Source organism: Celeribacter sp., from assembly GCF_048266405.1.
Taxonomy (GTDB): Bacteria; Pseudomonadota; Alphaproteobacteria; order Rhodobacterales; family Rhodobacteraceae; genus Celeribacter.
Genome location: NZ_JBLWZO010000020.1, coordinates 18,033 through 34,321, shown reverse-complemented (window position 1 = coordinate 34,321; position 16,289 = coordinate 18,033). Strand labels below are relative to the sequence as shown.

Sequence of the window (16,289 nt, the reverse complement as noted above, 5' to 3'; positions counted from 1 at the left end):
GAGCCTTGATGCTCAAACACCATTCGGACCGCACGTGCGCGGACCTCAGGCGAGTAGCGATTTGCCATTTTACTTTTGGTCATAACCATCATCCTTACTTAAGTTGATGGTCTCCGGCAAACTTGGGGCAATTCAATGCGGACGGAGCCGACATTGCCGCTCATGATATGGGCGGCTGCTTTCGGTAAATGATGTCACTACCAAGCTGATCCTGTACTTTTTTGATGAGCGGGTGTGGCTGCATTCACAGTTGGTATCGCGCGAAAAACCAGTGCCGTCGTTTACTGACATTGATTTTTTCCTTTGTTTCCTGTATGGATAAGGAGACGGACCAAGAAGATCGGCGCGATGCCGGATCTGAAGTGCGTGCTGGAACATGATGTCCAAGCTGCCCGCAAGGTCCAAATAGTCCACTCCGAATTGGGTGGCTGCAATCCACATCATCCAGATATTTATTGCCGATTGGTTTCAATCGCAGTGAAGAAAGATCACCATGACCAACTATGCACAAGCAAGAGTATCAAACCCCTCGCGCTACTTTGAAACGCCGGAACACGTTCTGAGCGACGTGAAACTCGGCCACGCTGACAAGGTGAAAATATTAAAGTCGATGGCTGTCGATGCGGATCAAAAGCTGGAAGCAACGTCCGAGGGCATGGCCGGATCAACGCCAGCCTACAACGCGGAAGATCTACAGTCCGCTTTGGTCCATCTCGAAAACGTCAAAGATGTTGAGGGCGTAGAGACCACAGACGTCCAAACAGCGCGCTTTCAACGTATCATGGTCGTCACAACCGTCGATCAGTCTCTCAATTGCGAAGTTGCAGGCGTTGCCTATGGCATGGCCGCGAGCACGGGCGGCAAGGTCAGCTTGCTCAGTGTTGTACCGCCAGCCTTCGACGGGGCGGGACTGGCGGCGGCAGGACCGATGGTCACCGCAGTTCCCCTTGTCGCGACTGACGATGCGCAAATCATCGAAGATCGCCACGATCAGCTCGAAAAGCTGAAGACCGCCAGCGGATCAAGTGTCGAAACCGAAATCGAGGTGCGTAGCGGCCAGATCGAAGACGTTATCGTCGCATATGCCGAAGAGTTTGACGCCGATCTTATCGTCGTCGGGTCCCCAAACCGATCTTGGCTTGAAGCGTTTCTCGACACCTCGGTCGCCCGCAAGGTTACGAGATCGGCACTTTGTCCGGTTCTGGTCGTACCTGAACCGGCATAACCGTTCTTCTCAACTCATCAATCAAAAGCTCTTGCCGCAAAAGCCGTCAGGTTTTGCGGCAAGAGCGATGACTTGCCGGTTGGCCACATCACAACATCGCTACACGAATATTTAAGGAGACCACTCATGGCCAATCTGGCTAAAACGACCATTTTTACATCCGGCACGTCCCCGAAAGAGACACCGCTTGATAAGACCACGCGCATTGTGCGACGCATTACTGAAGACGAGGCAGAAGTACGACATCAGAAGACAGCTCGTCTGCGCAAAGCCCGGCTTGAGAGTGAGGCTGACACATCAGACACGTAGCTCAAAAGCTGACATTCGTGGACTGCGCAGCATATGGAACAATGGGTTCCAAGCGGACTTGAGGCAATGCAGCGCTTGGTTTTTGCTCAAAATGCCCTGCCATGGGCCTCAGCGATCACACCGGATGACCGCTGTCAGCCCAGGGCGGACTCACAGCCTCCGACAGGAATTTGAGATAGCAGACCTTCGTGGCGCGCGTCACGAACTGGCAAGATGCCTTTGGATGCAACCAGACAGACGACGACTCCACCCAATCCGCACTTCTCCAGAAAGAGAGAAAAGTTTTAGGCCGCGTCGATTGTCGGCTCTTGCACTTCAGCATTCTTAAGCTGCAGTGCCATGATCTCTGTAAAGGGAACGGTCGGGTTGGCCTCTGCAAGCATGCCGACCTTTATCCAGAATTCTGCCTGCGCATTGATTGAACGGCACATGACCGAACTGGACTTACGTAGTTCTTCGTGCAACGCGTCCCCGATTTTTACGATGCCCATAGACGTTCCTCTCTTCTGAACATATAAAACGTATACGAATCGTATATACTTTTTCGATCATCGTCAATTCGATCCAGTGGCCATGACGCAAAGGACGCATGATGAACACCTACATCCACGTGCCCGTAGCGTCGAAGGCGCAGAGCGCTCGCAGAACGGAAGCGATCAAACTCTACGGACCGGATGCATTCGAAGGTATGCGTCGCGCGGGGGCTTTGACGGCCAAATGCCTCGACGGGATCGCAGGTCTTGTCCGAGACGGCGCAGCTTTGGAGCAGATTGACACATACGTTCGCGACTTTGCCGCCGCAAATGACGCTACGCCCGCCACGCTCGGCTACAAGGGGTATCAGTTTGCCTGCTGCGCATCGGTCAACCACGTGGTTTGCCATGGGTTTCCGAACGCCAAGAAACTGCGCGACGGCGATATCGTGAATGTGGATGTTACCTTGATCCATGATGGTTGGCATGGCGATTCAAGTCGGATGTATGCGGTGGGGAAGCCCAAACGCGCGGCTGAACGCCTTATCCGGATCGCGCATGAGGCAATGATGCGAGGGATCAACGCGGTGCGTCCGGGGGCGCGTCTGGGGGATATTGGTCATGCGATCCAGACCTACGCACAGGCCGAGCGCTGCTCCGTCGTCCGCGATTTTTGCGGCCACGGCATCGGGCAGGTTTTTCACGACTCGCCCGATATCTTGAATTTTGGAACTGCGGGCACTGGTCCAGAGCTTCGCGAAGGGATGATCTTTACCGTTGAACCGATGGTTAACCTCGGGCGCGGCGACGTCAAAATACTTGCCGACGACTGGACTGTCGTAACGCGTGACCGTTCCCTGTCAGCGCAATTCGAGCATTCGATTGGTGTGACCTCGGATGGCTGCGAGATTTTTACCCTCTCGCCAACAGGTCTCCATGCTCCTGGAGTTGAGCTTTAATCCGTTTCGCCAGAGTGGACCATCAAGACTATTGCAGCATCGGGCAGGGTGGGCGCGAACCAAACTTGCGGCAGTGCGGCACCCAGTTTTCGGGAGTTAGGGCCTATGGGAAGTTGCTCTGATGACCGCTGTCAGCCCGAAGCGCACACGAACGGTAGGTCTCCTCGCACTTGCGGCATCCGCAGGGCCGGGCGGAAACCGGACCTTAGTTGCACCTGCAAACATTTTACTGCAGATCGGTGAAAGCGGTCATTCGAGACCGCGAAAGCCTAACCAACTATGCTGCGCCATGCACCAAGGGCAGCAATGCGCAGATAGCGACCTTTGCAAAGTTTGACCCGCTTCCCGACAGCGGACCTTCGTGCAGACAGCGGCGAACAGCAGCATTGAGCCCTTGTTGCCTTATCCTGCTGCGGGCGCGAACGACCGCTATGAGACGTTTGACAGCGACAGGCGCATTTCAGACTGCACGATGAATCGATCAGCCCCAAGCGCCTGCAGAAGGGAACACAAGGCGCTGTCAGCGGAATCGACATTGATTAATGTCAGCGAGCCGACCGTGGCTGCCGCAGCGAGGAGGTCTTCCAAAGCCGAGCGGTCTCTGGCGGCAATTTGATGCACGATGCCACCTGCGCCGATGATCGCTCCGCCTTCTTCATGCAGAAAGGACGTCAGCTCTGAACCGGAAATGGTTTCCGTTGCGTTTTGCCAAGTCGGCTCCCAAGTCGAATACCTCTGAATGGCATTCGCAACGGTGCCAAAATCCGACAGTTCGCACGAAGACCGATCAGGAGATGGGTGATCGAGCCGATAGCAGTTGAGCTTTCTGGTTACATCAAACCCCAACTTCCGATAGAGACGTTCGGCACCCGCATTCCCCTCGATGACCTCGAGCCCAAAGCTCTCGATTCCGGCATTCTCCGCCACACGTATCGCCGCGTTGCCCAAACGGGACGCCAATCCCTGACCTCGGTGTTCAATCCGAGTTCCGCTGCTTATCAGGTACCGTTTGGAATTTCGCGTCGCGACATTCCAGAACCCGATGATTTCATCATCGTCGACGGCGACAAAGGACGCGTCGGGGTCAAACCCTCTCGAACGCAGCATCGCTGTAAACGTGCCTGCATCCGGTTGCATCGGAACGATATAGTCAGAAAACGCGGCAAGCATGGCGCGATGCAGAGCATTCAGGTCAAGACCTGATCTGGAAAGTGAAACAATTCCTGCCATTTGGTTCTTTCATATCTCCAAGATGCGGATAGACGCAAAGAACAGATATTTTGCTCTACGCGCAAGTCGTTGAGGTCTTTTCCTATTGACCGGATGTCATCGAGTTCGGTGGGCTCTGCCGGGCTACTCCAAGCAGACTTCGGCGCAAACCGTAGCGAAAGTCTGGTTTCCGCCCCTCAGTCGACGCGAACGGCCGAAACCAGACATTCGTGCGTCCTGCAGCATTTCAGCATGTCGGATGGCCGCATCGCGGAACAAAAGGGCTATTCGCCAACGCTCTACGAATGGCGGCTATCAAGAAAATGCAGACCTAACATGCAGCACAGTGAGACTTTCGATGCGCGCAATACAGTACGACTATCGTCTTCGACTGGCGACCAAACTGACGCTCGGGTTTGGCCAATTCTTCCAAAGTCTTTCCCCACAGTACGTCTTGATAGGGCCAAGCCGATTATCACACAGCTTGCTGATGCGCCCTTTGCAATTCTGGGGGGCGTGTCGTCGACCTGAAGGATCGCATCGAGTAGGTAGACCGCCAGATCGACCATAAATTTATAGTGGCCCAAAGGTCTAGGCGACCCTCGGCCAAATCATCAGAACAGACCAGATTATCGGGCCAATAGCCTTGCGCCGCCGTGCCTGCGCCAGTCAGCTCTTGTTTCGATCTCATGCGCGGTTAGGAAACGCGCTTACCGGCGCTCCAGGTTTCTTGCAGGACTGGTGTATGGTCTTTGACGGCAAACCGGATGATGTCCGCCCGTTGACCAATCGCCAGTGTCCCGCGATCTTTTAGGCCAACGGCCTGAGAGGGCGTGGCTGTGACCGTCCGCATTCCGCGCGCAAGGTTCCCCCAGACATCGCCCAATTGGACAGCCGCCATCAACAAACCAGCCGGCACGTAATCAGATGACAAAATGTCCAGCCGGTCCAATTGTGCGAGGTCAATCGCCGCGACATTGCCCGAATGTGATCCTCCGCGGATCAGGTTGGGGGCCCCCATGATAGTGGCAATGCCGTTCGCATGACAGGCCTCTGCTGCGACAACGGTTGTTGGAAATTCGGCAACACGCACGCCATACGAATGGCTCGCCGCCACTTGATCTGCCGTCGTGTCATCATGACTGGCCAACGTCGCGCCGAGCCGCTTTGCCGCAGCCACAGTTGCCGCCTCATGCTTGGTGCCAACCCGTGCCTGAAGCCCATAGAGGAATTCGACATAACCGTCCCATTGTTCGTTCGTGTAATTTCGTTTGCCACGAACATAGGTCTCGAACTTAGACACATCGACAAATTGGCGTTGCCCTGGCGTATGATCCATCATCGACACGATCCCAATGCGATCCTCAGTGGAAAATTCATCAAGTTCATCAATGAGCGTTTCGGAACACACCTCTGCACGCAGATGGATATGGTGGCTGATCCGCAAGAGGCCCGCAGCACGGACACCCATGATTTCATCGGTCATCTTGCGGGCATATTTGGGATACCCAGCGCCAGTATCGGACACAATCGAGCCAACTCGGATCGCATCGAACACGGTCGTGATCCCTGCGCCTGCCAGTTCCCGATCATGGGCCAAAATGGCCGCGCGAAATGGCCAGCTGACTTTGGGGCGCGGCTCTAGATGACGTTCGACGTTGTCGGTGTGCAATTCCACAAGACCGGGCGACAAATAGTCCCCCTCAAGATCAATTGCCCCTGTTGGAACGGCCCTACCTTGGGCGATATCAGTAATGACACCGTCTGTGACGACCAATGCCCCCGGAACCACCTCGTCGTTCATGATCAGGCGGGCATTGGCGAAAATTGTTTGGTCTGTCATGAGAATGTCACGCTGTTTTGGCAGAGGCTATGCATCTGCGGAGGAATGAAATGTTTGAACGATATGCCATCTTTTATACGCCAACTGGCGCATTGGCGGACTTTGGGGCACGATGGTTGGGCTGGGACAGCGCGCAAGGCTGCGCTATGCCTCATCCCGAAAGTGTGGGCACCAACGTGGCGGACATCACGCAAACACCGCGCAAATACGGGCTGCATGGCACTTTGAAGGCCCCGTTTCATTTGGCCAAAGGATGCGATTTGACACAGTTGCGGGAGGCCGTAGTAACGTTTGCCGCTGGGCAAGCTGCTTTCGACATTGGTGCGCTTGATCTGCGGTATGAAAGTGGCTTTGTGGCATTGCGCCCGCGCCACTCGTATATTGATTTGCAGGACTTTGCGGCGGCGACGGTTAAAGCGTTCGATGCGTTTCGCGCCCCCTTGCCCGAGGCAGATATTGCCCGCCGCCGTGCGGCTAAGCTTACAATCCGTCAGGACCAACAGATGTTGGAGTGGGGCTATCCGTTTATCTTTGACGATTTCCACTTTCACCTGACGCTGACAGGTCGCTTGCCGGCAGACACGGCGGCACAAGTGATCAGCGCGCTCGCGCCCCACTTGGAAGGCATCGTTCCCACCCCGTTCGTGATCGACGCGATCACTCTGATGGGGCAAGACGCTGCGGGTATGTTCCACCAAATCCATCGTTACGCCCTGACGGGATAAAGGTGATCAAGCGCTGACTGAGCCGTTTGCTCAAGTGGCCCGCTGTTGTCGAGGTGAAGTGCAACAATGCCGTCCGGCAAACGCGTCGCGGCACGATCAAGTCGTCCTGCAATCTGGGCTGCCGTTTCACGGCCTCGGGCGGCCAATCGCGCGCAAAGCACGTCACGCTCAGCGGTCAGGTTAATCACGTCAAACCGCTCAAAGCGGTCTTTGGCACGGATCAGAGCCGCGCGAGACAGGTTTGCCAGCACATCGCGCCCGTCTTGCAGGTGCGCGTCCACGGTCATGGGAATGGCGTAGTGCAGGCCATGTGCCTCCCAACTCAGCGCAAAGGCCTCTGCGGCTTTGAGCGCCTGAAACTTCGCCACTGACACGCCGTCAAAAACCTCGCCGCCCGCATCGCTGGGTCGGGTGATCACGCGGCGGGCCAGCACAATTCGCGGATCAAGCGCCGCCATTGTTTGCATGATGCTGTCTTTGCCGACACCTGACGGTCCGACTATGGCGATGAACCGCCCCCTCATGCGGCCAACCCCGGGGTGAACCGCGTGACGTCAAACTGTTGGTCACAGATTTCATCGCGGGCCGCATGGTCGTGGAATATCCCGATGATCGCGGCACCGCGCGCCTTGGCCTCACGCACCATGGCCAACACCGTGGCGCGGTTCGTTGGATCAAGACTCGCCGTCGGTTCGTCCAGCAACAAGGCTGGGTAAGGATAGGCAACCCCCCGCGCGATATTGACACGTTGTTGTTCGCCGCCCGAAAATGTGGTCGGGCTCAATGTCCAAAGGCGTTCAGGAATGTTCAGGCGTTCAAGCAGTTCTTGGGCCTGTTTTATCGCTGTATCGTGATCCGTGCCCGTGGCCAGCAAAGGCTCCGCCACCACTTCCAGCGTCGACACACGCGGCACAACGCGCAAGAACTGACTGACATATCCAAGTGTGCGCCGGCGCAGCTGGATAATCTCGCGCGGGGCGGCGCTGGCCACATCCACATCGCCGATCATGATCCGACCTGAGGCGGTCAAATAGTTGCCATAGATCATACGCATCAGCGTGGATTTCCCCGCACCAGACGCCCCGACCAACGCCACACATTCGCCCGCGGCAACCGTCAGGGACGCCCCCGCCATCACCGGAATTTCAGCTGCACCCTGATTGTGCAGCACAAAAGATTTTGAAACATTTTCTATAGAAATCATTCGCTCATACCTGCAAGACTGAGGACACAAGAAGCTGCGTATAGGCATGCTGTGGATCGTCCAGCACCTGATCCGTCAGGCCCGTTTCAATCACATGGCCATCTTTCATCACCATCAGCCGATCCGCCAAAAGACGCACAACAGCCAAGTCATGCGTCACGATAATTGCGCTGAGGTTCATCTCGCGCACAAGGCCGCGCAACAGATCCAACAATCGCGCTTGAACCGACACATCAAGCCCGCCTGTTGGCTCATCCATGAACACAAGCCGCGGTCCTGTGACCAAATTGCGGGCGATTTGCAGCCGTTGTTGCATGCCGCCAGAAAACGCTGTGGGGCGATCATCAATCCGATCCTCGGTGATCTCAACCCGTCCCAACCAATCGATGGCTTTCTCACGTATATCGCCATAATGCCGCGCATTTACGGCCATCAACCGTTCGCCGACGTTGCCGCCCGCACTCACGTTCATACGCAACCCGTCGCGGGCGTGCTGATGCACAAAAGCCCAATCCGTGCGGCTGAGCATCCGGCGTTCGGGTTCGGACATGGTGATGGTATCGCGTAGGCCCTCGGTGCGCGTATCAAAGCGCACTGCACCGCGATCAGGCGTCAGATGACCTGCCAGACAATTCAGCAAGGTGGACTTGCCCGACCCACTTTCACCCACGATCCCCATCACCTCACCGGGAAACAGATCAAACGACACATCGGTGCATCCAATTCGCGCGCCGTAGAATTTTGCGATGTTCTCAACTTGCAAAAGCGGTGTCATGCTGCATCCTCTTCAAATGGCACGCCCTGCGCACCGACATGACCAGCCTTGCGGCGGGTGGTGCAATAATCCGTGTCCGAACACATGAACATGCGCGCGCCCTCGTCATCCACGATCAGCTCGTCCAAATAGCTGTCCGTCGCGCCACATAGATCACAGGCGTGATCGGCCTTGCTGGGGTGGAAGGGATAGTCGTCAAAATCGAGGCTGACGACCTGTGTATAAGGCGGAATGGCATAGATGCGTTGTTCGCGCCCTGCCCCAAACAATTGAATGCCCGCCATTTCCAGTTTCGGGTTGTCAAATTTTGGAATGGGCGACGGGTCCATCACGTAGCGCCCCTCGACCTTGACCGGATAGGCATAGGCCGTCGCGATATCCCCATGCTGGCTGATGTCTTCGTAAAGCTTCACATGCATCAGCCCGTATTCTTCAAGCGCATGCATCTTGCGGGTCTCGACCTCGGACGGCTCAAGAAACCGCAAAGGCTCAGGGATCGGCACTTGGTAAACAAGGATCTGATCCGAACGAAGATCCTGCTCAGGAATGCGGTGGCGTGTCTGGATGACACTGGCCTGCGATGTGGCCTCTGTCACTGCGACCCCCGCGGTCTTTTGGAAAAACCGTCGGATCGACACGGCGTTGGTCGTGTCATCCGCCCCTTGGTCGATCACTTTGAACGTGTCATCTGGCGTCAAAACCGCCGCCGAGACCTGCACGCCGCCTGTGCCCCACCCATATGGCATCGGCATTTCACGGCTGGCAAATGGCACCTGATAGCCCGGGATTGCGAGCCCTTTAAGGATCGCGCGCCGGATCATGCGTTTGGTTTGTTCGTCAAGATAGGCAAAATTGTAGTCGCTCATTCCGCGGCCTCCTGCATATGTGCTTGTGCCTCGCGGCGCAGTTTACGGATGAGTTCCAACTCGGATTGGAAATCGACGTAGTGGGGCAATTTGATGTGTTCCAAGAACCCCGTCGCCTGAATGTTATCGCTATGATATAAAACGAATTCTTCGTCCTGCGCGGGGGCGCCGAGGTTGTCTTCGCCCAGCTCTTTCCAGCGCAAGGCGCGATCCACCAAAGCCATAGAAATCGCTTTGCGTTCGGTCATGCCAAAGACCAAGCCATAGCCGCGTGTAAACTGCGGGGGGTGGGTTTTAGAGCCTTGGAATTGGTTGACCGTTTCGCATTCCGTCACCGTGATCTCGCCAATGTCGATGGCGAAGCCCAGCTCGGGAATGTCCATCTCAACGGCCACAGCCCCGATACGCAACTCTGCCACAAAGGCGTGGTTGCGCGCATATCCGCGCTGGGTGGAATAGGCCATCCCAAGGATAAATCCCTCATCGCCGCGCGTCAAAGATTGCAGGCGCAAGGCACGGCTGGCGGGCAATTCCAATGGGGTTCGGGTCAGATCGTCTGGGATATCTGCGCCCGCAGGTTCGGTCTGGATCAGGTTTTCGCGGTCCAGAAAGGACATTATGTGTGGGGTTGGATCTGGTGTCGGAGTTCCGACCTCCAGATCGCCCGCCTCACCATCGGCGGCCAGTTTGAAATCCAGCAAACGGTGGGTGTAGTCAAACGTTGGCCCCAAAACCTGCCCGCCGGGTGCATCCTTAAACGTCGCAGAAACGCGCCGATCGCAGGCCATGTCTTCGGTGTCTATCGGATTTGATCCGCCAAAGCGTGGCAAAGTCGTGCGGTAGGCACGGATCAGAAAGATCGCCTCGATCAGGTCGCCGCGGGACTGTTTGATCGCCAAGGCGGCAAGATCGGGATCATAAAGGGAGCCTTCGGCCATGACGCGGTTCACCGCCAACGTCATCTGTTCGCGGATCTGCGCGACGCTCAGCTCCAGAACGGAGGTGTCGCCACGGCGCTCTTGAGCCAACCAAGCGTGTGCATTGTCGATGGCAAGCTCGCCACCTTTTACAGCCACATACATCAGCTAACCCTCGTTGTGCGCGGCACGGCCGCAAGGCGGTCACCACAGGTAAAAATGAAATCCAACCCCAGTGGAAACAAGGCCGCGTTGCGCTGGAAGGCCTGCGTTTCAGGAAGGGAGAGTTGCGCTTGATCCTGAATGCCTGGTCCCTGCAAAATCGCACCGTCGTTGGATAGACTTTCGCGCTCGACGATCAGTGTTGCTGACCGATCCGGGTATTCAGCCGACCCAAGCGCAAATTCGGACAAGGGCAGCGCGTCCCACCCCCCAATCGCAAACATCGCGTCATGTGCTGCCACGATGGGCGCGCCTGTGTGAAAGGTGATCCAATCGTGCAACTGCGGCGTGTCATGACTGGCCGCGAGGTAGATCGGCGTTTCAGGATCGCACAGCGTCAGGACAACAACGCCTGCTGCAATACTCATGGGCGCAGGCGGCCGTGCTCCGCGCACTTGGGCGATGTCGCCGGGACGCGCCATGGCCGTCATGACTGCGCGAAAGGCGTGGGACGCATCGACGGGGAAATCCGCAAAACCGCCCTCTAGAACTTGTGCCTGCATCAGTCTTCCCCCCGCACCATAGTAAAGAAATCAACCTTGGTGGCTGCGGCCTTGGCGGCACGCTCGGTCTTGCGATCTGCCTGTGCCTTGCGCAGCGGGGTCAGCAGGTTTGCTTCAACCATAGCTGCGGCATCGGTCTGCATCAGCGCATCGATCAGAGCCGCCTGTAGGGCATGATCCTTGCTTCTACCTTGCACATAACCATGCCCAACCGTTCCATCAGACAGCTTCACAGACGCACGCGTGACGGTCATTTCCCCCAGATTAAAAGAGGCTCCAACAGCACCTGCACGGCCGCGCACCATCACACCCCCGATCTCTGGGCTGCGCAAAATTGTATAGTCGGGCGTCACCTCCAATGCCGCCCAGTGATGCGCAACATCGACTGCGGGAGCCCTTGCCAAAAGGCCAAGCCAATTTTTTCGGGATGCGTTTGGGTCGCTCATCATATTCATCTAGACAGCTTTCGCAATTTACTATACAACTAGACAAATACTACGTGATACCCCACCCCCTGCCAATCCCCCAACGTGTGAAGTTTTGATGACATGACCCGCCGCACACCGATCTGGAAAGCCATCGCAACCTCTTTGCGCAGTGACATTATCGAGGGGACGTACAGCCAAGGCGACAAGCTGCCGACTGAAGCAGTTCTTGCCCAGCGGTTTGGCGTGAACCGCCACACAGTGCGGCAGGCTTTGGGTGCTTTGGCAGAGGACGGGATCGTTCATGCGCGGCGCGGTGCGGGCGTTTTTGTCACCACAACGCCGACGGATTACCCCATAGGTCGCCGCGTCCGGTTTCATCAAAACCTGACGGCGGCGGGACGCGCACCTGCCAAAAAAGTGCTTTTGTTGGAAAGCCGCGTGGCACATGCGTCCGAGGCCGAAGCCCTTGAGCTTGAAAGCGGCGCACAGGTCCATGTTTATGAGGGGCTGTCGCTGACGGAAAACCAGCCCGTTGCCTTGTTTCGCAGCCTCTTTCCCGCCGCACGGTTTCCCGAAATGCTGACCCAACTGCGAACAGACCCATCCGTGACGGCGGGTTTGGCGCGGTTTGGCGTTGCGGATTATACACGGGCCTCTACCCGCGTGAATGCAAAGCTGGCGACAGCGACACAGGCGCTTCATCTGCGTATCACTGAAAACGCGCCCATCTTGCGCACCATAAGCGTGAATGTAGACCTTGATGGCCGTCCTGTTGAGCTCGGGCGCACTTGGTTTGCAGGCGACAAGGTCACATTGACGCTTTCGGACCCGTAGCGCGCCCTTCATGGCGCTCCAAAAACGCCTCAGCGCTCAACGTCCGAAAATCGTCCAAAGCGGTGCGCAATGCGTCATGGGGCCAATCCCACCACGCCAGAGCCATCAACCGATCTGCAACATTGGGGGCAAAGCGTGCCCGCAACGGCACAGCCGGAATGCCCGCAACGATCATGTAAGGCGCGACATCTTTGGTCACGATGGCCCCACCAGCCACAACCGCACCATGGCCAATTGTCACCTCTGGCCTGACCTGCGCTCCGTGTCCAAGCCATGTATCGTGGCCAATGATCGTCCGTCGAGTGCGCCGATGCGCGAACCACGCGTCGTCGTGCTCTGCATCGTCAAAATAGTCACCAGAGCGGTAGTGAAAATGATGCAAGCTGGCTTTGTCCATCGGGTGATCCGTGGCCCCGATCCGCACGAAAGCCGCGATATTGGCAAACTTTCCCACGGTGGCGTTGGCAATGTCACAATATCGGTCGCAATAGGCGTAATCATCGAAATGACTGTGCGCCAACCGTGTGCCGCGCCCGATTTCGACAAAAGCGCCGAAACTTGCATCACTCATCTCGCAATCAGGATGAATAAAGGGTGTGTCAGGGGTCAATCGCGCCATCAGTGCCCACCCTCATCACCTTTGATCAGTTTACGCCGCAGCCAACCGGACAAGGTGTCCATCGCCATGACCAACAAGATGATCAAAATGATGTAGTAAGTGACCTCTTCCCAATCCTTCTGGGTCGCAATCGCTTGGGTCAGCAGCAGGCCGATCCCGCCGCCAGTGATTGCGCCAATGATTGTCGCAGACCGCGTATTGGATTCTAAATAATACAGGACTTGGCTGAGCAAAACCGGCATCATTTGTGGAAACACCCCGAAGCGATAGCGTTGCGCAGGCTTCGCACCCGTGGACGCGATGCCTTCGATCTGCTTTTCGTCCACATTTTCCAGCGCCTCAGAGAACATTTTGCCAAAGGTCCCTGTGTCGGTCAACAAAATCGCGAGCGCACCCGTCAGCGGGCCGGGGCCAAAAGCACGACTGAGCACGATGGTCCAGATCAGCCCGTCGACACCGCGTAGGAAGTCGAACAACCGCCGTGCCGCAAAGCGCAAAGCGCCCAGCCGGGTAAAATTGCGTGCGGCAAAAAAGGCCAATGGCAATGCGACGATCGCCGCGCCGAAGGTCCCCAAGAATGCCATCAACAGCGTCTCAAACAACGCCCAAAATACGTCGCCGTGCCGCCACATCTTGTTGGTCCAGAACGCTTGCCAGATGGCGCCCGCTTCTCCGCTGAATGCCTTGGCGGCCAGTTCGGCCGGCCCCATGCCGTAGTACGGGCTATCGAGGGTGAAAAAGAACAATTCCCACCCAAAGCTGTATTTGAAGACCTCGGCCCGCGCGCGGGTAATGGTAAACCGCCCCGCATCCGTCGTCATCATCACCCGATTTTTGGATGCGTTGATGAAATCGGGCAAATCGCCGCTTGGGAACACCGCATTGACGCCTGTGCCGTCGGGACGCGCGGTGACCAGTCCGTAGCCAGGAATGTTGTATCTGACCTGCGGACCAAATGTAATGATGTGACCGCCGCCCAGATCCACAACAGTGGTTTCGCCCAAGCTGACCCAATCGGGTCCGGTGCCTTGGGGGTATTGCCCTTTGCGTTCACCTTCGACGGAAATCGCTATCGACCCGTCGCGGTTGTTTTGCGCGACATGGGTTTTGTAACTGTAGCTGTCAGAGACCAGTGTGCGGGCATTGTTGAGATTGATCCGTTCACTTAGTCCCGCGACGTCGAAGGATACGAAAATATAGGCAAAATAGGCGAGGATCACCAAAGGCACCGCAATGGTGAACCATTTCTTGCGGTTAAATTGCGCAACGGCCGCAGATTGAAGGATCGCGGTTGTCATAGGGTCACCTGTGGGGTTGCAGCACCATGAGTCAGTCGGTTGCGCAGCATCCCAGAGAGCTGATCCACAACGACAATCGTCAAAAAGAGCAGGATAAAGATCGCTGCGGCTTCGTCGTATTTTCCCACGCCCCAACTCATGGTGTTGCGCAGGTCATAGCCAATGCCGCCCGCCCCAACAAAGCCCAGAATGGCCGAGGCGCGAATGTTGATCTCGAACCGTAGCAGCGCATAACTCAGATAGTTCGGGGCAACCTGCGGAATGACACCAAGCCACATCCGCTGCGTCCAATTCGCCCCGACAGAGGCCAGCCCGTCGACGGGTTTCATCGAGGCATTTTCATTCACTTCCGAAAACAGTTTTCCCAACGCACCGATAGAATGCAGCGCAATGGCGATCATCGCCGGCACAGGCCCGCCGCCCAACAGAAAGATCAAAACCAATGCGATGACGATTTCAGGGATCGCCCGCAAGATATCAAGCACGCGTCGCAACGGCCCAACCAGCCAAGGCACAGGCGCAAAGCCGCGGGTCACAAGCAAGGACATAAATAGCCCCAACAACCCGCCAAACAGGGTCGCTGCGGCGGCAATATTGACGGTCTCGATCAAGGACGGAAAGTATTTGATCAGATAACCTGGCATCAACGGCGCCCGTTCAATGGCTTCACTGAACATGGATGCGGGAAAATCGAAAATGTTGCCAAGCCCGTCCCAAAAGCCGCCTGCATTGCGGCGGTCTGCGGTGTAAAAGCCCGACATGAGCAGTGCGAGAAACAGCACAAGCGTAATGAAGTTCAGTAAGCGCTTTTTCTTGATCTGCGCAAGATAACTGTCGCTCAATGCGCCAACGTCCCTGCCGTCGAATGTGTTGTCTGCCATGACGTATCCCATACATAACTGGCTCCGGAAAATCCGGAGCCAGCTTTCGGTATCAAATCGACTGATTAATTGGATTTCGCCAAACGCGCAGCGACAATGGACGTGTAAGCGTCATGTGTGATTGGGTCGAAACCACTGACCTCACCACCAGCAAGAGCCGTTGCACACTCTGGGTCAGTTTCGCCCATGGTGTCGATGATTTCCGTCACAGTCGCACGCACATCATCAGGCAAGGCGTTGCGCAGAACCACAGGCTCGCCTGGGATCAATTTTGAGCGCCAGATTTCAACCAAGTCGTTCATGTCGACAAGACCAGCATCCACAGCTTTGCGCAGCGCGCCGAACGTATACCCATCTTCCCAGTTGCCTTGACCGTCGGTCCAAGTCACACCACCGTCGACGTCACCGTTGTTGACGGCTACGATTGTCTGTTCGTGACCGCCAGTGAATCTGACTTCGCCAAAGTAATCACCGTTGTCCATAGACGCGCCGATCAGGTCTGGGATCTCAACAGAAGGAATCAAGTAGCCGGATGTTGAGTTTGGATCACCAAAACCGAACACTTTACCTTTCATGTCCTCAAGCGATGTCACGCCGCTGTCAACGCGGGCAAAACCAACAGAGTAGTAACCTGTGGAACCGTCTACATTCACCTTAACCAAAACAGGTGACACGGCAGTTTCATCTGCGATGTAAACCGCAGCATAAGATGATGGGCCCATCAAAGACAGGTCGATCGTGCCGCCCAAAAGGCCTTGAATAACGCCATTGTAATCAGCGGGCGCGAACAACTTGGTCGGCACGCCAAGGGCATCTTCGATTGTGCTGCGCAGGCATTCGTTGCTGTTCATGCGGTCTTGGGCGTTTTCACCCCCCAAAATGCCGATGCGGAACTCGTCGATGGCATGGCCGTCGGCCATCGCGCCCCCTGCTAGAGTTGTCGCCAAAAGGGCAAGTGTAAGTGTCTTTTTCATCTGTCGTCTCTCTTGATTGAAGCAC

The 16,289-nt window shown here is 56.4% G+C and carries 19 protein-coding genes; 5 read left to right on the top strand and 14 right to left on the bottom strand.

Going from position 1 to position 16,289, the window contains the following annotated elements; translation table 11 throughout:
- Positions 1–493: 493 nt before the first annotated feature.
- Positions 494–1,225 carry a universal stress protein gene (locus tag ACN0TS_RS17945; protein WP_417260699.1) on the top strand — a complete coding sequence of 244 codons (732 nt, stop codon included), beginning with the start codon at positions 494–496 and terminating at the stop codon, positions 1,223–1,225.
- Between the two features lie 126 nt (positions 1,226–1,351).
- Positions 1,352–1,534: a hypothetical protein gene (locus tag ACN0TS_RS17940; protein ID WP_417260698.1), complete on the top strand. Its 183-nt coding sequence runs from the start codon at positions 1,352–1,354 to the stop codon at positions 1,532–1,534.
- A gap of 284 nt (positions 1,535–1,818) precedes the next feature.
- Here the strand turns inward: ACN0TS_RS17940 and ACN0TS_RS17935 are convergent, their stop codons facing one another.
- On the bottom strand, positions 1,819–2,025 hold the full coding sequence (locus ACN0TS_RS17935) for a ParD-like family protein (RefSeq protein WP_417260697.1): 207 nt from the start codon (positions 2,023–2,025) through the stop codon (positions 1,819–1,821).
- Between the two features lie 101 nt (positions 2,026–2,126).
- Here ACN0TS_RS17935 and map point away from each other — a divergent pair, with 101 nt between their 5' ends.
- Positions 2,127–2,966: a type I methionyl aminopeptidase gene (map, locus tag ACN0TS_RS17930; protein ID WP_417260700.1), complete on the top strand. Its 840-nt coding sequence runs from the start codon at positions 2,127–2,129 to the stop codon at positions 2,964–2,966.
- Positions 2,967–3,395: 429 nt separating this feature from the next.
- Here map and ACN0TS_RS17925 read toward each other — a convergent pair whose 3' ends face one another.
- Together ACN0TS_RS17925 and ACN0TS_RS17920 are read right to left on the bottom strand one after the other, a co-directional pair.
- A complete protein-coding gene (locus ACN0TS_RS17925) occupies positions 3,396–4,196 on the bottom strand; it encodes a GNAT family N-acetyltransferase (RefSeq protein WP_417260696.1) in 801 nt (266 codons plus the stop codon).
- 676 nt (positions 4,197–4,872) lie between these two features.
- On the bottom strand, positions 4,873–6,018 hold the full coding sequence (locus tag ACN0TS_RS17920) for an alpha-D-ribose 1-methylphosphonate 5-triphosphate diphosphatase (protein ID WP_417260695.1): 1,146 nt from the start codon (positions 6,016–6,018) through the stop codon (positions 4,873–4,875).
- 50 nt (positions 6,019–6,068) lie between these two features.
- Between ACN0TS_RS17920 and ACN0TS_RS17915 the strand changes: the two genes are divergently transcribed.
- On the top strand, positions 6,069–6,743 hold the full coding sequence (locus tag ACN0TS_RS17915) for a DUF1045 domain-containing protein (RefSeq protein WP_417260694.1): 675 nt from the start codon (positions 6,069–6,071) through the stop codon (positions 6,741–6,743).
- Here the strand turns inward: ACN0TS_RS17915 and phnN are convergent.
- Genes phnN through phnG form a run of 7 tightly spaced genes read right to left on the bottom strand, consistent with a single transcriptional unit; the run spans position 6,725 to position 11,685 of the window.
- Positions 6,725–7,267 carry a phosphonate metabolism protein/1,5-bisphosphokinase (PRPP-forming) PhnN gene (gene phnN / locus ACN0TS_RS17910; RefSeq protein WP_417260693.1) on the bottom strand — a complete coding sequence of 181 codons (543 nt, stop codon included), beginning with the start codon at positions 7,265–7,267 and terminating at the stop codon, positions 6,725–6,727. The genes ACN0TS_RS17915 and phnN overlap by 19 nt on opposite strands.
- Positions 7,264–7,947: a phosphonate C-P lyase system protein PhnL gene (phnL, locus tag ACN0TS_RS17905; RefSeq protein ID WP_417260692.1), complete on the bottom strand. Its 684-nt coding sequence runs from the start codon at positions 7,945–7,947 to the stop codon at positions 7,264–7,266. Before phnL ends, phnN begins: the two co-directional genes overlap by 4 nt.
- Before the next feature lie 4 nt (positions 7,948–7,951).
- On the bottom strand, positions 7,952–8,722 hold the full coding sequence (gene phnK / locus ACN0TS_RS17900) for a phosphonate C-P lyase system protein PhnK (protein ID WP_417260691.1): 771 nt from the start codon (positions 8,720–8,722) through the stop codon (positions 7,952–7,954).
- Positions 8,719–9,588, bottom strand: coding sequence for an alpha-D-ribose 1-methylphosphonate 5-phosphate C-P-lyase PhnJ (locus ACN0TS_RS17895; RefSeq protein ID WP_417260690.1), 870 nt, complete (start codon positions 9,586–9,588; stop codon positions 8,719–8,721). The genes phnK and ACN0TS_RS17895 overlap by 4 nt, the downstream gene beginning before the upstream one ends.
- Entirely contained in the window at positions 9,585–10,670 is a 1,086-nt protein-coding gene (locus tag ACN0TS_RS17890) for a carbon-phosphorus lyase complex subunit PhnI (protein WP_417260689.1), read from the bottom strand. The genes ACN0TS_RS17895 and ACN0TS_RS17890 overlap by 4 nt, the downstream gene beginning before the upstream one ends.
- A complete protein-coding gene (gene phnH, locus ACN0TS_RS17885; protein WP_417260688.1) occupies positions 10,670–11,230 on the bottom strand; it encodes a phosphonate C-P lyase system protein PhnH in 561 nt (186 codons plus the stop codon). The genes ACN0TS_RS17890 and phnH overlap by 1 nt, the downstream gene beginning before the upstream one ends.
- Positions 11,230–11,685 carry a phosphonate C-P lyase system protein PhnG gene (gene phnG / locus ACN0TS_RS17880; protein WP_417260687.1) on the bottom strand — a complete coding sequence of 152 codons (456 nt, stop codon included), beginning with the start codon at positions 11,683–11,685 and terminating at the stop codon, positions 11,230–11,232. The genes phnH and phnG overlap by 1 nt, the downstream gene beginning before the upstream one ends.
- Positions 11,686–11,778: 93 nt before the next feature.
- Between phnG and phnF the strand changes: the two genes are divergently transcribed.
- Complete coding sequence (phnF, locus tag ACN0TS_RS17875; protein ID WP_417260686.1) at positions 11,779–12,492, top strand: phosphonate metabolism transcriptional regulator PhnF; 714 nt, start codon at positions 11,779–11,781, stop codon at positions 12,490–12,492.
- On the opposite strand, the gene ACN0TS_RS17870 is transcribed toward phnF, so the two are convergent.
- From ACN0TS_RS17870 to phnD, 4 genes are all read right to left on the bottom strand, one after another.
- The gene (locus ACN0TS_RS17870) at positions 12,467–13,111 is read right to left on the bottom strand and encodes a chloramphenicol acetyltransferase (protein ID WP_417260685.1); all 645 of its coding nucleotides are present in this window, start codon (positions 13,109–13,111) and stop codon (positions 12,467–12,469) included. The two genes, phnF and ACN0TS_RS17870, sit on opposite strands and share 26 nt — an antisense overlap.
- The gene (gene phnE / locus ACN0TS_RS17865; protein ID WP_417260684.1) at positions 13,111–14,409 is read right to left on the bottom strand and encodes a phosphonate ABC transporter, permease protein PhnE; all 1,299 of its coding nucleotides are present in this window, start codon (positions 14,407–14,409) and stop codon (positions 13,111–13,113) included. Before phnE (ACN0TS_RS17865) ends, ACN0TS_RS17870 begins: the two co-directional genes overlap by 1 nt.
- Positions 14,406–15,290: a phosphonate ABC transporter, permease protein PhnE gene (phnE, locus tag ACN0TS_RS17860; RefSeq protein ID WP_417260683.1), complete on the bottom strand. Its 885-nt coding sequence runs from the start codon at positions 15,288–15,290 to the stop codon at positions 14,406–14,408. Before phnE (ACN0TS_RS17860) ends, phnE (ACN0TS_RS17865) begins: the two co-directional genes overlap by 4 nt.
- Before the next feature lie 65 nt (positions 15,291–15,355).
- Positions 15,356–16,264: a phosphonate ABC transporter substrate-binding protein gene (gene phnD, locus ACN0TS_RS17855; RefSeq protein WP_417260682.1), complete on the bottom strand. Its 909-nt coding sequence runs from the start codon at positions 16,262–16,264 to the stop codon at positions 15,356–15,358.
- Positions 16,265–16,289 lie beyond the last annotated feature (25 nt).

Bases quoted from the DNA above. Each gene is read 5' to 3' on its own strand.
- ACN0TS_RS17915 (WP_417260694.1), top strand. From the start codon at position 6,069: ATGTTTGAACGATATGCCATCTTTTATACGCCAACTGGCGCATTGGCG.
- map (WP_417260700.1), top strand. From the start codon at position 2,127: ATGAACACCTACATCCACGTGCCCGTAGCGTCGAAGGCGCAGAGCGCT.
- ACN0TS_RS17935 (WP_417260697.1), bottom strand. From the start codon at position 2,025: ATGGGCATCGTAAAAATCGGGGACGCGTTGCACGAAGAACTACGTAAG.
- ACN0TS_RS17895 (WP_417260690.1), bottom strand. From the start codon at position 9,588: ATGAGCGACTACAATTTTGCCTATCTTGACGAACAAACCAAACGCATG.
- ACN0TS_RS17945 (WP_417260699.1), top strand. From the start codon at position 494: ATGACCAACTATGCACAAGCAAGAGTATCAAACCCCTCGCGCTACTTT.
- phnF (WP_417260686.1), top strand. From the start codon at position 11,779: ATGACCCGCCGCACACCGATCTGGAAAGCCATCGCAACCTCTTTGCGC.
- phnG (WP_417260687.1), bottom strand. From the start codon at position 11,685: ATGAATATGATGAGCGACCCAAACGCATCCCGAAAAAATTGGCTTGGC.
- ACN0TS_RS17870 (WP_417260685.1), bottom strand. From the start codon at position 13,111: ATGGCGCGATTGACCCCTGACACACCCTTTATTCATCCTGATTGCGAG.
- phnK (WP_417260691.1), bottom strand. From the start codon at position 8,722: ATGACACCGCTTTTGCAAGTTGAGAACATCGCAAAATTCTACGGCGCG.
- phnN (WP_417260693.1), bottom strand. From the start codon at position 7,267: ATGAGGGGGCGGTTCATCGCCATAGTCGGACCGTCAGGTGTCGGCAAA.
- phnE (WP_417260684.1), bottom strand. From the start codon at position 14,409: ATGACAACCGCGATCCTTCAATCTGCGGCCGTTGCGCAATTTAACCGC.
- phnH (WP_417260688.1), bottom strand. From the start codon at position 11,230: ATGCAGGCACAAGTTCTAGAGGGCGGTTTTGCGGATTTCCCCGTCGAT.
- ACN0TS_RS17940 (WP_417260698.1), top strand. From the start codon at position 1,352: ATGGCCAATCTGGCTAAAACGACCATTTTTACATCCGGCACGTCCCCG.
- ACN0TS_RS17925 (WP_417260696.1), bottom strand. From the start codon at position 4,196: ATGGCAGGAATTGTTTCACTTTCCAGATCAGGTCTTGACCTGAATGCT.
- phnE (WP_417260683.1), bottom strand. From the start codon at position 15,290: ATGGCAGACAACACATTCGACGGCAGGGACGTTGGCGCATTGAGCGAC.
- phnL (WP_417260692.1), bottom strand. From the start codon at position 7,947: ATGATTTCTATAGAAAATGTTTCAAAATCTTTTGTGCTGCACAATCAG.
- phnD (WP_417260682.1), bottom strand. From the start codon at position 16,264: ATGAAAAAGACACTTACACTTGCCCTTTTGGCGACAACTCTAGCAGGG.
- ACN0TS_RS17890 (WP_417260689.1), bottom strand. From the start codon at position 10,670: ATGTATGTGGCTGTAAAAGGTGGCGAGCTTGCCATCGACAATGCACAC.
- ACN0TS_RS17920 (WP_417260695.1), bottom strand. From the start codon at position 6,018: ATGACAGACCAAACAATTTTCGCCAATGCCCGCCTGATCATGAACGAC.